Origin of the sequence: Amycolatopsis sp. cg9 (assembly GCF_041346945.1) — a bacterium.
Classification (GTDB): domain Bacteria; phylum Actinomycetota; class Actinomycetes; order Mycobacteriales; family Pseudonocardiaceae; genus Amycolatopsis.
This window is the reverse complement of sequence record NZ_CP166850.1, coordinates 4,626,976-4,640,810: the sequence shown is the minus strand read 5'-3', so window position 1 is coordinate 4,640,810 and position 13,835 is coordinate 4,626,976. Positions and strand designations below refer to the sequence as shown.

Sequence of the window (13,835 nt, the reverse complement as noted above, 5' to 3'; positions counted from 1 at the left end):
GCCGAGAAGCGGCGGGAGGACATCGAAGGTGGACTTCATGAAGCGGATGACGGTGGCGCTCGCGATCGGCGCCCTGCTGCTCGGCGGCGCGGCGACGGCCTCGGCCACCCCGGCGGCCCCGCGCGTGCCGGACGCGATCAAGGTCCCGGCGGGCAACAAGGCCCTGGCCGCGTACCCGGCCGAGGGCGTGCAGATCTACGGCTGCACCGCCGGCGCGTGGACGCTGATCCAGCCCGCGGCGGTGCTGTCGAAACACGGCAAGCCGGTGGCGCTGCACAGCAAGGGCCCGGTCTGGACGTCCATCGTGGACGGCAGCACGGTCGGCGCTTCGGCGCAGGCCAACTCCCCGCGCGAGGGCGCGATCCCGGAGCTGCTGCTGAAGGCGAACCTCAACACCGGGGACGGGATCTTCGGCAAGGTGACCTACATCCAGCGCCTCAACACCCGCGGCGGCGTCGCTCCGGCCGGGACCTGCACCGACGGCGCCCAGACGGCGGTCCGCTACTCGGCCGACTACGCGTTCTGGGTCGCCGGCTAGCAAGCGCCCCAATGTGGCGTTCGGTGCGTCCGGCGCACCCAATGTGGCGTTCGGTGCGTCTGACGCAACCAACGCCACATTGGGGCGCTCGGGGCGGGGTCAGCCGGCCGGGACCGGCTCTTCTTCGGCCGTGCGCAGGCGCTGTGAGATCACCTTCGTGATGCCGTCGCCCTGCATGCTCACGCCGTAGAGCGCGTCGGCGATCTCCATCGTCGGCTTCTGGTGGGTGATGATGATCAGCTGCGACGAGTCGCGCAGCTGCTCCAGCAGGCCGATCAGGCGGCGCATGTTGGTGTCGTCGAGCGCCGCCTCGACCTCGTCCATCACGTAGAAGGGTGAGGGGCGGGCGCGGAAGATCGCGACCAGCATGCCCACCGCGACCAGCGACTTCTCGCCACCGGAGAGCAGCGACAGCCGCTTGACCTTCTTGCCCGGCGGGCGCGCTTCGACGTCGACGCCGGTGCTGAGCAGGTCGTCCGGCTCGGTGAGGACCATCCGGCCCTCGCCGCCCGGGAAGAGCACGCCGAACACCGTCTCGAACTCGCGGGCCACGTCGGCGTAGGCGCCGGCGAAGACCTCGAGGATCTTCTCGTCGACCTGCTTGATGACGGCTTCGAGGTCCTTGCGGGTGTCCTTGAGGTCTTCCAGCTGCGTGGAGAGGAACTTGTACCGCTCCTCCAGCGCCGCGAACTCCTCGAGCGCGAGCGGGTTCACCTTGCCCAGCAGCGACAAGTCCTTCTCGGCGCGCTTGGCGCGGCGGGCCTGGGTGTCGCGGTCGTAGGGCATCGGCGGCGGCGGGGTGACGTCCTCGCCGCGGTCCTTGGCCGCCTCGTACTCGGCCACCTCGCCGGCGCTCGGCGGGACCGGGACGTCCGGGCCGTACTCCTGCACCAGGTCCGTGAGGCCGATGCCGAAGTCCTCGGCGATCTTCGCTTCGAGGGTCTCCAGGCGCAGCCGCTGCTCGGCGCGCAGGACCTCGTCGCGGTGGACGGCGTCGGTCAGCTTCTCCAGCTCGCCGGTCAGCTCGCGGACCTTGGCGCGGACGCCGGTCAGCGCCTGCTCGCGGGTCTGGCGGCGGGCCTGGACCTCGTCGCGTTCGGTCGCCGCGCGCTGGACGGAGTGCTCGATGCGCTCCAGCGCGAGCTCGCCACCGTTGACGACGGCATTGGCGATCTCGGCGCCGCGCTTGCGGGCCGCGGCGGCGCGCTCGGCGCGTTCCCGGGCCTGCTGCTCGGCGTGCGCGGCGCGGCGGAGCCCTTCGGCCTTGCCCGCGATGCTGCGCGCCCGCTCTTCGGAGGTGCGCTGCGCGAGCCGCGCCTCCATCTCCTCCTGCCGGACGACGGCCAGCTCTTCGACGGCGGCGTCGCGCTCGGCGGTGTCCGGGTCGTCCTCGACGGGCTGCTCGGCGACGGCGGCGAGCCGTTCCTCCAGCTCGGCGAGCTGGGCCAGCGCCTGGACGCGGCTCTGCTCGACCTTCGCGCGCTGCCCGGAGAACCGCTCGACCTCGGCCTGCGCCTGGCGGGCCGCCTGCTGCATCCGGTTGAGCCGCTCCGACGACCGGGCCTTGCGGACCTTCGCCTCGCCGAGCGCGTCCTTGGCCTGGGAGACCTCTTCGCGACGCGCCTGCTGCTCGGCGCGGGCGCCTTCCAGCTCGGCCGCATACTGCTCCAGCTGGCGTTCGGCCGTGCGCAACCGCGCCGCCGCCTCGTCGACGGCGGCCTGGACCTCGATCACGCTCTCGCGCTTGCCGGAGCCGCCGATCGCCCAGCGGGCGCCGAAGACGTCGCCCTCGGCGGTGACCGCGCGGACCTCCGGGTGCACCGCGACCAGGTGCCGGGCCGCGTCGAGGTCTCGCACGATCGCCAGCTTGTCGAGGGCCTGCTCGACGGCGGGCCGCAGCTGCGCCGGCGCGGTGACGACCTCGCGGGCCCAGCGCGCGCCTTCCGGCAGCGACGGCCACGAGTAGATGTCCACAGTGGACTCGGGGCCGCCGAGCAGGATGCCCGCGCGACCGGAGTCCGTTTCCTTCAAGTACTTCAGGGCACGCAGGGCGTCTTCGCCGCCGGTGACGGCGACCGCGTCGGCCACCGGGCCGAGCGCCGCGGCCAGCGCGACCTCGTACCCGGGCTCGACGGTGAGCAGCGCGGCGACCGAGCCGAGCAGGCCCGGCAGCTCGTGGGACGCGCCGAGCAAAGCGCCCGCGCCGTCCTTGCGCTTGAGCCCCATGGACAGCGCTTCGACGCGCGCCTTCTCGGACGCGATCTCGCGCTCGGCCGCGCGTTCGGCCTTGACCAGCTCTTCGACCCGGGCCTTCGCCGCGTTGTTGGCCTCGACCGCGCGGTCGTGGCGGTCCACCAGGCCGGCGTCGTCGGACTCCTCGACGCCACCCTCGGCCTTCGCCATCTCGAGTTCCTCGACGGCGATTTCGGCGCGCTCGGCGGCCTCTTCGAGGGAGACGCTGAGGCGGTCGATCTCGTCGGAGGTCGCGCCGTTCTTGCTGCGCAGCGCCTCGACCTGGCCGGTCAGCTTGGCCATGCCCTCGCGGCGGTCGGCGATGGCACGGACGGCGGCCCAGTGCGCTCGCTCGGCGGCCTGGACGCGCTGTTCGAGGTCTTCGCGGCGCAGGACGGTCTGGGCGAGCAGCTCCCGGGCCTCCATGACGGCCTCGTTGAGCTCCTCTTCCTGCTCCGCGACGCGCTCGGCCTCTTCGAGAAGCTCTTCGGGGTCGCGGCCGCCGGTCGACGTCGAGACGTCGGCGGAGAGGTGCCGCTGCCGCTCGATCGCGAGGCGGACGGTGCCGCGGAGGCGCTCGGCCAGCGCGGAGAGCTTGTACCAGGTCTCCTGGGCGGTCTGCAGGAGCGGCGCGTCCTCGGCCAGCGACGCTTCCAGCTCGGCTTCTTCGGCGGAGACGATCTCGAGGTGCTGCTCGACCTCGGCGCGGCGCTGCCGGGCGGTGCGCTCGTCGGCCTCTTCGCGCGCGATCGCGTCGCGCTGGGTGACGAGGTCGTCGGCGAGCAGGCGCAGGCGGGAGTCGCGCAGCTCGGACTGGACGGACTGGGCCTTGCGGGCGATCTCGGCCTGTTTGCCCAGCGGCTTGAGCTGGCGGCGCAGCTCGGTGGTGAGGTCGCCGAGGCGGTCGAGGTTGCCCTGCATGTTGGCCAGCTTGCGCAGGGTCTGTTCCTTGCGCTTGCGGTGCTTGAGGACGCCGGCGGCCTCTTCGATGAAGGCGCGGCGTTCTTCGGGCTTGGACTCGAGGATCGCCGAGAGCTGGCCCTGCCCGACGATGACGTGCATCTCGCGGCCGATACCGGAGTCCGAGAGCAGTTCCTGGACGTCCATCAGGCGGCAGCGGTCGCCGTTGATCTCGTACTCGCTCGCGCCGTCGCGGAACATCCGGCGGGTGATCGACACCTCGGAGTACTCGATGGGCAGCGCGCCGTCGGCGTTGTCGATGGTGAGGGTGACTTCGGCGCGGCCGAGCGGGGCGCGGCCGGCGGTGCCCGCGAAGATGACGTCTTCCATCTTGCCGCCGCGCAGGTCCTTGGCGCCCTGGGTGCCCATGACCCAGCGCAGCGCGTCCAGCACGTTCGACTTGCCGGAGCCGTTCGGGCCGACCACGCAGGTGATGCCCGGCTCGAAGCGCAGCGTGGTGGCCGAGGCGAAGGACTTGAAGCCCTTCAGCGTCAAGCTTTTCAGGTGCACTGGGTGCTGACCCCTCTGGCTGCCGGTACTGGCGTTTCAATCGTCCCAGGCTACCTGGGGGCCTCCGGGGTCCGCCGGACGCGCCCCCTCGTCGGCGCGCCCTAGCACATCCGACGTGGTCACAGCAACCTCACGAGCCGCACCAGTCACCGCTCGACGAACCCCTTGAGTCCCCCTTTCGGGTCGGACCAGCGCTCGGCGACGTGCTCCACACTTCCGGGTGATTCTCCCGACCGCAGCGCCGTCAGCAGCCGCTCACAGTGGTCACGACTACCCTCCGCTATGACCTCGACACGGCCGTCGGCCAGATTGCTCGCACTGCCGACCAGGCCGAGCTCGAGCGCGCGGCTGCGCGTCCACCAGCGGAAACCGACACCCTGGACCCGGCCGCGCACCCACGCCGTCAACCGCGTGTTCGTTTCTTGCTCACTCATGCTTTTCCTCCCTTCCGGGTCAACCGACAGCGCACAGTAACGGATCAAGCCCACTACCTGGGCGAATACCCGCACGCCGGTGATAACCTCCGGGCCGAGGTCGCTCCCCCGCCGCGGGCGCAGTGCCCCGTTACCGACCTCGCCCGCGCCTCCCCGAAGATTCCCCCAAGGAGCCTGTATGCCCCGCCCCGACGGGATCACCAGGATCGACACCGCGCCGCCGAAGAGCAGCAAACCCAACCGCACCGGGTACGTCGTGCTCGGGGTCGCCGGCCTGGTGGTCGCGACCGCGTTCGCCGCCGTCGCGGAGCTGGCGGGCCCGGACCCGGCCACGACCGCGGGCAGCACCGGCGGCACCGGCGGCCAGGGCACCTCGCAGGCCGGCCTGCAGACGGTCCCGAACACCCCGTCCTCGGCCGGCCCCTCGACCGTCGGCGCCCCGACGACCGAGTCGGCCACGACGTCCTCCAGCGCCCCGACCACGGTCGTGTCGGTGAGCCCGGACGGCAAGACCACGACGACGCTGGTGACCCAGCCCCCGCCACCCCCGCGCAGCGACACGGGCGGCAACCCGCCACCGGTCACGACGACGCCGAAGCCGCCGACGACCCCGACGACGCCGAAGACGACGCCGCCGACCACGACCCCACCGCCGACCACCACGGACGACCCGCCACCGTCGACGACCACGGGCGGCGGCACGAGCACCGGCGGCGCGCCGACCACGACGGCTACGTCCTCCGGCGTGACCGGCAGCTCGACCCGCGCGCAGTAAGCGAACGCCCGGAAGGGCCCTTCCCCGGCAGCACCGCCGGGGAAGGGGCCTTCCGGCGTTTCTAGGTGCCGCGGGAGCGCCGCCGGATCCACTCCGCCAGCGCACCCCCGAGCGCCGGGCCGATCCCGATGATGCCGCGGGTCCACGGGTCATCGACGCCGAACGCGGCCGACACCCCCACACCGGCGAGGTAGCCGAGCGCCGCCAAGGTGAGCAGGCCCAGCAGCCGGGATCGTCGGCTGCGGTGCGGCGCGGACCCGCTCATCCGCGGCTCCGGCGCGCCTGGGCGAAGCGGAACCAATAGCACCCGGACAGGACCAGCCACAACGCCGTCACGGCGAGCTGAATCCCCCGCTGCAGCCCGGTCATCCCGCCGCCGAGTGTGAGCAAGCCGGTGGCGAGCGCGCACACCGCCGACGTGATCGCCAACGCCAGTGCGGCCGTCGCCGGCAAGCGGCCGCCCGGTAGCCGTTTCCCCTCCATCACCCGGGCGGGGTACCCACCGGCTCAGGCCTCGAAGCGGTACCCCATGCCCGGCTCGGTGAGCAGGTGCCGCGGCCGCGAAGGCTCCGGCTCCAGCTTGCGCCGCAGCTGGGCCAAATACACGCGCAGGTAGTGGGACTCCGTCTCGTACGACGGGCCCCACACCTCGTGCAGCAGCTGCTTCTGCGCCACCAGCCGGCCGCGGTTGCGGACGAGCAGCTCCAGCACGCCCCACTCCGTCTTCGTCAAGTGGACTTCCGAACCGTCGGTGCGGCGGACGCGCTTGGCCGCCAGGTCCACGCTGAACGACGACGTCTCCACCACCGCCTCGGCGCCGTCCGCGCCCGCCACCGCCGAGCGGCGGACCGCGGCGCGCAGGCGGGCCAGCAGCTCGTCCATGCCGAACGGTTTCGTCACGTAGTCGTCCGCGCCCGCGTCGAGGGCCTGGACCTTGTCCGCCGAGTCGCCGCGGGCCGAGAGCACGATGATCGGGACCGTCGTCCAGCCGCGCAGGCCCGCGATCACCTCCGTGCCGTCCAGGTCCGGCAGGCCGAGGTCGAGGACGACGACGTCCGGCTTGGTTTCGGCCACCGCCTTGAGCGCGGCCGTGCCGTCGTGCGCGGTGATCACCTTGTAGCCGCGGGCGTTGAGGTTGATCCGCAGTGCCCGCACGATCTGCGGCTCGTCGTCCACCACCAGCACGGTGGCACCCGGGTCGCTCATCGCACCCCCTCTTCCTGGAACTCGACGCTGAACGCGGGCAGGGAGACCACGATCGTGAGCCCGCCGCCCGGGGTGTCCTCGGCGCGGATCGTGCCGCCCATCGCCTCGGTGAAGCCCTTCGCCACCGACAACCCGAGGCCGACGCCCGGGGTCGTGTCGCGGTCGCCGCCCAGGCGCTGGAACGGTGCGAACGCCGACGCCGCCGCACCCTTGCGCAGGCCCTTGCCGTGGTCGACGATCCGCAGCTCCACCTGGCCGGAGTGGGCCGAAGCGCGCGCGGAGACCGGCGCGCCGCCGTGCCGGAGCGCGTTGTCCAGCACGTTCGCCACCACCCGCTCCAGGAGGCCGGGGTCGGCCAGCACCGTCGGCAGCTGGTCGTCGACAGCCACCCGCACGTCGTCCGAGTTGTCCACATTGGACAGAGCGTGCGCGACCACCTCGTCGTACCCCACCGGGCGCAGGTGCGGCTGCACCGCGCCGGTGGCCAGCCGCGAGGAGTCCAGCAGGTTGTCGATCAGGCCGGCGAGCCGGTCGGCGGACAGCTCGATGGCCTCCATCAGCTCGGCGGTGTCCGCTTCGGACAGCCGGAGGTCGGGCGCGCGCAGGCTGCCGATGGACGCCTTGATCGACGTCAGCGGCGTCCGCAGGTCGTGCCCGACGGCCGACAGCAACGTCGTGCGCAGCTCGGTCGCCTCCGCCTTCCGCTCGGCCCGCGCCGCCGCGGCCGCCGTGCGCTGCTGGCGCAACGCGAGCAGCGCCTGCCCGGCCACGGCTTCCAGCACCCGCCGGTCGGCCGCCGGCAGCGCGCGCCCGCGCAGGGTCAGGTGGACGTCGGCGGTGACGGCGATGTCGACGTCGGCCTCGTCGGGGTCGGCGCACGGCCGCTCACCGGCGGCCGCCACGCCCTGCCACACGCCGTCCTGCTTCTCCAGCAGCGTCACCGACGTCAGCCCGAAGTTCTCGCGGACCTTCTCCAGCAGCCGCTCGATCGGGTTCGCGTGGGTCAGCACGGTCCGGGCGTAGGAGGCCAGCAGCGCCGCTTCCGTCCGCGCCCGCGCCGCCTGCGTGGCCCGGCGGGCGGCCTGGTCGACGACGAGCGCGACGAGCACCGCGACCACGACCATCGCGATCAGCGTCACGAGGTTCTGCGGCGTGTGCACGTTGAGCGTGTACAGCGGCGGGGTGAAGAAGAAGTTGAGCAGCCCGGCCCCGAGCACGGCCGCGACCAGCGCCGGGCCGAGACCGCCGACCAGCGCCACGACGACCGTGGCCAGCACGTAGGAGATGACGTCGGTGGCGAAGTCGAGGCCGCTCGGCACGGCGACGCCGACCAGGGTGACCAGCACCGGCAGCACGACGCTCAGCACCCAGCCCGCGACCAGCCGCGAGAACCCCAGCGGGCTCGCGCCGAGCCGGGCCCGCAGCCGGCCGCCCGCCTCGGAGTGGGTGACCATGTGCACGTCGATCGGCCCCGAGCGGCGGACCACCGACGCGCCGATGCCCTCGTCGAACAGCCGCGCCACGCGGGAGCGCCGCGAGGTGCCGATGACGAGCTGGGTGGCGTTGACGCCGCGGGCGAAGTCCAGCAGCGCGGCCGGCACGTCGTCGCCGACGACGGTGTGGAAGGTCGCGCCGACCTCCTCGGCCAGGGTGCGGCAGCGGGCCATCGCGGTCGGCCCGATGCCGGACAGGCCGTCGCCGCGCAGGATGTGCAGCACCTGCAGCTCGGCGCCGGCCCGGGTGGCGATCCGGCTGGCGCGGCGGATGAGCGTCTCGCTCTCCGGGCCGCCGGTGATGGAGACGACGACGCGTTCGCGCGCCTCCCAGGTGTCGGTGATGCGCTGCTCGGCGCGGTAGCGCTGGAGGGCGACGTCGACCTGGTCGGCGACCCAGAGCAGGGCCAGCTCGCGCAACGCCGTCAGGTTGCCGGGCCGGAAGTAGTTGCCGAGCGCGGCGTCGATCCGCTCGGCCGGGTAGACGTTGCCGTGCGCGAGCCGCCGCCGCAGCGCCTCCGGCGTGATGTCGACCAGCTCGAGCTGTTCGGCGCGGCGGACGACCTCGTCCGGCACGGTCTCCTGCTGGGTGACGCCGGTGATCCGCTCGACGACGTCGTTGAGGCTCTGCAGGTGCTGCACGTTGACCGTGGACAGCACGTCGATGCCCGCGTCCAGGAGCTCCTCGACGTCTTGCCAGCGCTTGGCGTTGCGGGAGCCCGGCACGTTGGTGTGCGCGAGCTCGTCGACCACGGCGACCTCGGGCGCGCGCGCGAGGATCGCGTCGACGTCCATCTCCTCGAACGCCCGGCCGCGGTGGTCCGCGTGCCGCCGCGGGACGATCTCGAGACCTTCGAGCAGCACCGCGGTCTTCTCCCGGCCGTGCGTCTCCACCAGCCCGACGACGACGTCGGTGCCGCGGTCCAGCCGCCGCCGCGCCTCGCCGAGCATGGCGAACGTCTTGCCGACGCCCGGAGCCGCGCCGAGGTAGATCCTCAGCTCCCCTCGGCGCGGCTTGTTTTCGGTGGTCACGCTGTCAGTGTGCCCCTCCGGACGCGGCTTGCACGGCCAAGTTGAGCGGGAGCACATTCACCCCGGGGACGCCGATCCCCGCGCCGGAGGTGTTCGCTTCGACCAGCTGCCGCACGCGGTCCGCCGGAAGCCCGGTGTTCCGGGCGACGCGGGCGATCTGGAGGTCGGCGTAAGCGACGCTGATCGCCGGGTCGAGGCCGGAACCCGACGCGGTCACGGCGTCCGGCGGTACCTGATCGGGCGACACGCCTTCGCGCTTCGCGATGGCGTCCTTCCGCTCCCCGATGGTCTTCACGAGGTCTTCGTTGTACGGGCCCTTGTTGGACGCGCCGGACGGCATCTCGGGGGTGACCACCGACGGCCGCGTGTGGAACCACGGGTCGCGCGCCGGGTCGGCGGGGACCGGGTCGACGCCGATGAGCGACGACCCGACGGCCTGGCCGTTCCGCGTGACGACCGAGCCTTCGGCGTTCGATTCCAGGCCGGGGATGCGGGCGATGGCCCACACGGCCAAGGGGTAGAGGATCCCGAGCAGGACGGTCATCACGATGAGGACGCGCAGCCCCGCCCAGGTCTGCTTGACGAGCGTGTTCACGACGTTCACCCGATTCCAGGGATGAGGCGCACGAGCAGGTCGATCAGCCAGATCCCGAGGAAGGGGCTGACGATCCCGCCGAGGCCGTAGACGAGCAGGTTGCGGCGCAGCAGCGCGGACGCCGAGGACGGCTTGTACCGCACGCCCCGCAGGGCCAGCGGGATGAGCACGACGATGATCAGCGCGTTGAAGATGACCGCGCTCAGGATCGCCGACTTCGGCGTGGCCAGGTGCATGATGTTCAGCCCGCCCAGCTGGGCGTAGATGCCGGTGAACATCGCGGGCAGGATGGCGAAGTACTTGGCCAGGTCGTTGGCGACGCTGAACGTGGTCAGCGCGCCCCGGGTGATCAGCAGCTGCTTGCCGATCTCGACGATCTCGATCAGCTTCGTCGGGTCGCTGTCGAGGTCGACCATGTTCCCGGCTTCCTTGGCGGCCGAGGTGCCGGTGTTCATCGCGACGCCGACGTCCGCCTGGGCGAGCGCGGGCGCGTCGTTGGTGCCGTCGCCGGTCATCGCGACCAGGCGCCCGCCTTCCTGCTCCTTCTTGATGAGCGCCATCTTGTCTTCGGGCTTGGCCTCGGCGAGGAAGTCGTCGACGCCGGCGTCCGCGGCGATGGCCCGTGCGGTGAGCGGGTTGTCACCGGTGATCATCACCGTCTTGATGCCCATCGCGCGCAGTTCCCCGAAGCGCTCCTTCATGCCCGGCTTGACCACGTCGGAGAGCCGGATCACGCCGCGCACCACGGTGTCCTCGGCGACGACCAGCGGCGTGCCGCCCTGGGCGCTGATCTCGTCGACCACGCGCTCGGTCTCGTCGGGGAACTCACCGCCGTTGTCGCGCACCCACGCCCGGACCGCCGAAGCGGCCCCCTTGCGGATCCGCCGGCTCCCGACGTCGAGGCCGCTCATCCGGGTCTGCGCGGTGAAGGGGACGAACTCACCCTGGACGTCGTCGCCCGCGTGGGCCTCGGTCAGCTCGACGACGCTGCGCCCCTCGGGGGTTTCGTCGGCGAGGCTCGCCAGCCGGGCGGCGCGCGCCAGTTCGTCCGGGGTGGACGTCCCGACCGGGATCAGCTCGGTGGCCCGGCGGTTGCCGAAGGTGATGGTGCCGGTCTTGTCGAGCAGCAGCGTCGAGACGTCGCCGGCGGCTTCGACCGCGCGGCCGCTGGTCGCGAGGACGTTGCGCTGCACCAGGCGGTCCATGCCCGCGATGCCGATGGCGGACAGCAGCGCGCCGATCGTCGTCGGGATCAGGCAGACCAGCAGCGCGGTCAGCACGATCACGGACTGCTCGCTGCCGGAGTACCGGGCCATCGGCTGCAGCGCGACGACGGCGAGCAGGAAGATGATCGTCAACGTCGAGAGCAGGATGGTCAGCGCGATCTCGTTCGGCGTCTTCTGCCGCGACGCGCCTTCCACCAGCGCGATCATGCGGTCCACGAAGGACTCACCGGGCTTGGTCGTGATCTTGACGACGATCCGGTCGCTCAGCACGGTCGTGCCGCCGGTGACGGCGCTGCGGTCGCCGCCGGACTCGCGGATGACCGGGGCCGACTCGCCGGTGATGGCCGACTCGTCGACGGTCGCGATGCCCTCGACGACGTCGCCGTCGCCCGGGATCACCTGCCCCGCCTCGACCACGACCAGGTCGCCGATCTTCAGTTCGACACCGGGCACCTGTTCTTCGGAGCCGTCGCCGGTGAGCCGGCGGGCGACGGTCTCCTTCTTCGCCTTCCGCAGCGACTCCGCCTGCGCCTTGCCGCGGCCTTCCGCGACGGCTTCGGCGAGGTTCGCGAACAGGACCGTGAACCACAGCCAGACCGCGATCAGGATGGTGAACACACTCGGGTCGGTGACCGCGAAGACCGTGGTGAGCGCGGAACCCACCCACACCACGAACATCACCGGGTTGCCGAGCTGGTGCTTCGGGTTCAGCTTCCGGAACGCGTCGGGCAGCGACGTCCAGAGCTGGCGGGGGCTGAACACCCCGGCGCCGACCCGGCTCGTGGGTTCGGCGGGAGTCACCTGGGGTCGTTCTTCGGTGACGGTCATGCGAGTGCCTCCGCGATGGGCCCGAGCGCGAGCGCCGGGATGAACGTGAGGGCCGCGACGAGCACCACCGTGCCGGTGAGCATGGTGGCGAACAGCGGCCCGGTGGTGGGCAGCGTGCCCGCGGTTTCGGGCACCTTGCGCTGCGCGGCCAGGGAACCGGCCAGGCAGAGCACGGCGACGATCGGGATGAACCGGCCGAACGCCATGGCGACGCCGAACGAGGACTGGAACCAGTCGCTCGTCGCGGTCAGGCCGCCGAACGCGCTGCCGTTGTTGTTTCCGGTGGACGCGTAGCCGTAGAGGATCTCGGACAGGCCGTGCGCGCCGCCGTTGCCGAGCGCGCCCGCGGTGTCGGGGAGCAGCAGCGCGATCCCCGAGCCGAGGAGCACCACGGTCGGCATCGCCAGCATCGCGATCGCCGCGCAGGTGACCTCGCGCTTGCCGAGCTTCTTGCCCAGGTACTCCGGGGTGCGCCCGACCATCAGGCCGGCCAGGAACATCGCGATGATCGCCATGACCAGGATCCCGTAGAGCCCGGTGCCGACGCCGCCCGGCGAGATCTCGCCGTAGAGCATGTTGAGCAGCGGTCCCCCGCCGCCGAGGCCCGAGAGGCTGTCGTGGGCGCCGTTGACCGCGCCGGTCGACGTGCCGGTGGTGGTGTCGGCGAAGATCGACGTCAGGCCGATGCCGAACCGCTGTTCCTTGCCCTCCGTGCTCGCGCCCGCGGCCAGCGCCGCCGGGTTGTTCGCGTAGGCCTCGGAGAACCAGATGATCGCCAGCGAGGCCGCCCACAGCAGGCCCATCACGCCGAGCAGCACGTACCCCTGCTTGGGCTTGCCGACGAGCTTGCCGAACGCGCGGGTCAGGCTGACCGGGATGACCAGGATCAGGAACAGCTCGACGAGGTTCGACCAGGCGTTGGGGTTCTCGAACGGGTGCGCGGAGTTGGCGTTGAGGACGCCGCCGCCGTTGGTGCCCAGTTCCTTGATCGCCTCCTGGCTCGCGGCCGGGGCGAGGGCGATGGTGCTCCGGCTGCCGTCGGGGTTGGTGACGGCGACACCGGCCTTGAGGCTCTGCACGACGCCGAGCGCGACCAGGACCAGCGCGAACACGAACGCCATCGGCAGCAGCACGCGGACCGTGCCGCGCGTGAGGTCCACCCAGAAGTTGCCGAGCCGGTCGGTCTTGGCGCGGACGAACCCGCGCGTCACGGCGATCGCCACGGCCAGGCCGACGCCGGCCGACAGGAAGTTCTGCACGGTGAGCCCGGCCATCTGCACGAAGTGGCCCATCGTCGTCTCGGGGACGTAGGACTGCCAGTTCGTGTTGGTGACGAAGGAGATCGCCGTGTTGAAGGCGACGCCGGGGCTGACCGAGCCGCGGCCGAGGTCCCACGGCAGGAGCGGCTGCAGCCGCTGCAGCAGGTAGAGCAGGACGACCGAGACGAACGAGAAGCCGAGCACGCCGGCGGCGTAGGTCGGCCAGCGCTGTTCGGAGTCGGGGTTGACCCGGAAGAGCCGGTAGAGGCCCTTCTCGAGCTTCGAGTGCTTCTCGGTCGAGAAGACGCGCGCCAGGTAGTCGCCGAGCGGTTTGTAGACCGCGGCGAGGGCGGCGAGGAGCAGGCCGAGCTGGATGAGCCCGGCCGTCGTGTCGGACATCAGAATTTCTCCGGCCTGATCAAGGCGACGAACAGGTAGACGAGGAGGCCGAGCGCCAGCAGGCCGCCGACGACGTTGGCCACGGTGCCCGCGCCGCTCACAGCTTCTCCATCCCGCGCAGCGCCAGCGCGAGCACCACGAACACGCCGATCAGCAGGACGGCGTAGAGCAAGTCGGCCACAGGCACCTCTCAAGACGGGTCACCGGGTTCGGTGACCGGACGTCGTTCACTCTGCGGCTCCGGGACGCCGTTCCGGCCTGCGGCTGATGGCGCCTTGATGCGTTCCTGACACGCATTTACGCCGTCTTTATGGCTGGTGGCGGCGGTCACGCAAACGTTTGCCTGGA

General features: G+C 71.9%; 12 protein-coding genes. 2 read left to right on the top strand and 10 right to left on the bottom strand.

Annotated features, from left to right (window positions below):
• Nucleotides 1-37 precede the first annotated feature (37 nt).
• Nucleotides 38-538: a DUF3455 domain-containing protein gene (locus AB5J73_RS22235; protein WP_370971848.1), complete on the top strand. Its 501-nt coding sequence runs from the start codon at nt 38-40 to the stop codon at nt 536-538.
• 99 nt (nt 539-637) lie between these two features.
• Here the strand turns inward: AB5J73_RS22235 and smc are convergent, their stop codons facing one another.
• A complete protein-coding gene (gene smc / locus AB5J73_RS22230) occupies nt 638-4,240 on the bottom strand; it encodes a chromosome segregation protein SMC (RefSeq protein ID WP_370971846.1) in 3,603 nt (1,200 codons plus the stop codon).
• Between the two features lie 146 nt (nt 4,241-4,386).
• The gene (locus AB5J73_RS22225; protein ID WP_370971845.1) at nt 4,387-4,674 is read right to left on the bottom strand and encodes an acylphosphatase; all 288 of its coding nucleotides are present in this window, start codon (nt 4,672-4,674) and stop codon (nt 4,387-4,389) included.
• Between the two features lie 178 nt (nt 4,675-4,852).
• On the opposite strand from AB5J73_RS22225, the gene AB5J73_RS22220 reads away from it, so the two are divergent.
• Nucleotides 4,853-5,449 carry a hypothetical protein gene (locus tag AB5J73_RS22220; RefSeq protein WP_370971843.1) on the top strand — a complete coding sequence of 199 codons (597 nt, stop codon included), beginning with the start codon at nt 4,853-4,855 and terminating at the stop codon, nt 5,447-5,449.
• A gap of 61 nt (nt 5,450-5,510) precedes the next feature.
• On the opposite strand, the gene AB5J73_RS22215 is transcribed toward AB5J73_RS22220, so the two are convergent.
• From AB5J73_RS22215 to kdpF, 8 genes are read right to left on the bottom strand one after another with little or no spacing between them, the layout of a single operon-like run.
• Nucleotides 5,511-5,714: a hypothetical protein gene (locus AB5J73_RS22215; RefSeq protein ID WP_370971841.1), complete on the bottom strand. Its 204-nt coding sequence runs from the start codon at nt 5,712-5,714 to the stop codon at nt 5,511-5,513.
• Complete coding sequence (locus AB5J73_RS22210; protein WP_370971839.1) at nt 5,711-5,935, bottom strand: hypothetical protein; 225 nt, start codon at nt 5,933-5,935, stop codon at nt 5,711-5,713. Before AB5J73_RS22210 ends, AB5J73_RS22215 begins: the two co-directional genes overlap by 4 nt.
• Nucleotides 5,936-5,956: 21 nt before the next feature.
• Nucleotides 5,957-6,655, bottom strand: a complete 699-nt coding sequence (locus AB5J73_RS22205) for a response regulator (protein ID WP_370971838.1) — start codon at nt 6,653-6,655, stop codon at nt 5,957-5,959.
• Nucleotides 6,652-9,180, bottom strand: coding sequence for a DUF4118 domain-containing protein (locus AB5J73_RS22200; RefSeq protein ID WP_370971836.1), 2,529 nt, complete (start codon nt 9,178-9,180; stop codon nt 6,652-6,654). The genes AB5J73_RS22205 and AB5J73_RS22200 overlap by 4 nt, the downstream gene beginning before the upstream one ends.
• Before the next feature lie 4 nt (nt 9,181-9,184).
• The gene (locus tag AB5J73_RS22195) at nt 9,185-9,775 is read right to left on the bottom strand and encodes a potassium-transporting ATPase subunit C (protein WP_370971834.1); all 591 of its coding nucleotides are present in this window, start codon (nt 9,773-9,775) and stop codon (nt 9,185-9,187) included.
• Between the two features lie 5 nt (nt 9,776-9,780).
• A complete protein-coding gene (kdpB, locus tag AB5J73_RS22190; RefSeq protein ID WP_370971832.1) occupies nt 9,781-11,829 on the bottom strand; it encodes a potassium-transporting ATPase subunit KdpB in 2,049 nt (682 codons plus the stop codon).
• Nucleotides 11,826-13,487 carry a potassium-transporting ATPase subunit KdpA gene (kdpA, locus tag AB5J73_RS22185; RefSeq protein ID WP_370971830.1) on the bottom strand — a complete coding sequence of 554 codons (1,662 nt, stop codon included), beginning with the start codon at nt 13,485-13,487 and terminating at the stop codon, nt 11,826-11,828. The genes kdpB and kdpA overlap by 4 nt, the downstream gene beginning before the upstream one ends.
• Nucleotides 13,487-13,588, bottom strand: a complete 102-nt coding sequence (gene kdpF / locus AB5J73_RS22180) for a K(+)-transporting ATPase subunit F (RefSeq protein WP_247062298.1) — start codon at nt 13,586-13,588, stop codon at nt 13,487-13,489. The genes kdpA and kdpF overlap by 1 nt, the downstream gene beginning before the upstream one ends.
• Nucleotides 13,589-13,835 lie beyond the last annotated feature (247 nt).

Coding starts and splice junctions, on each gene's coding strand:
- AB5J73_RS22215 (WP_370971841.1), bottom strand. CDS start 5,714: ATGAGCGGGTCCGCGCCGCACCGCAGCCGACGATCCCGGCTGCTGGGC.
- kdpA (WP_370971830.1), bottom strand. CDS start 13,487: ATGTCCGACACGACGGCCGGGCTCATCCAGCTCGGCCTGCTCCTCGCC.
- AB5J73_RS22235 (WP_370971848.1), top strand. CDS start 38: ATGAAGCGGATGACGGTGGCGCTCGCGATCGGCGCCCTGCTGCTCGGC.
- AB5J73_RS22220 (WP_370971843.1), top strand. CDS start 4,853: ATGCCCCGCCCCGACGGGATCACCAGGATCGACACCGCGCCGCCGAAG.
- AB5J73_RS22225 (WP_370971845.1), bottom strand. CDS start 4,674: ATGAGTGAGCAAGAAACGAACACGCGGTTGACGGCGTGGGTGCGCGGC.
- kdpB (WP_370971832.1), bottom strand. CDS start 11,829: ATGACCGTCACCGAAGAACGACCCCAGGTGACTCCCGCCGAACCCACG.
- AB5J73_RS22205 (WP_370971838.1), bottom strand. CDS start 6,655: ATGAGCGACCCGGGTGCCACCGTGCTGGTGGTGGACGACGAGCCGCAG.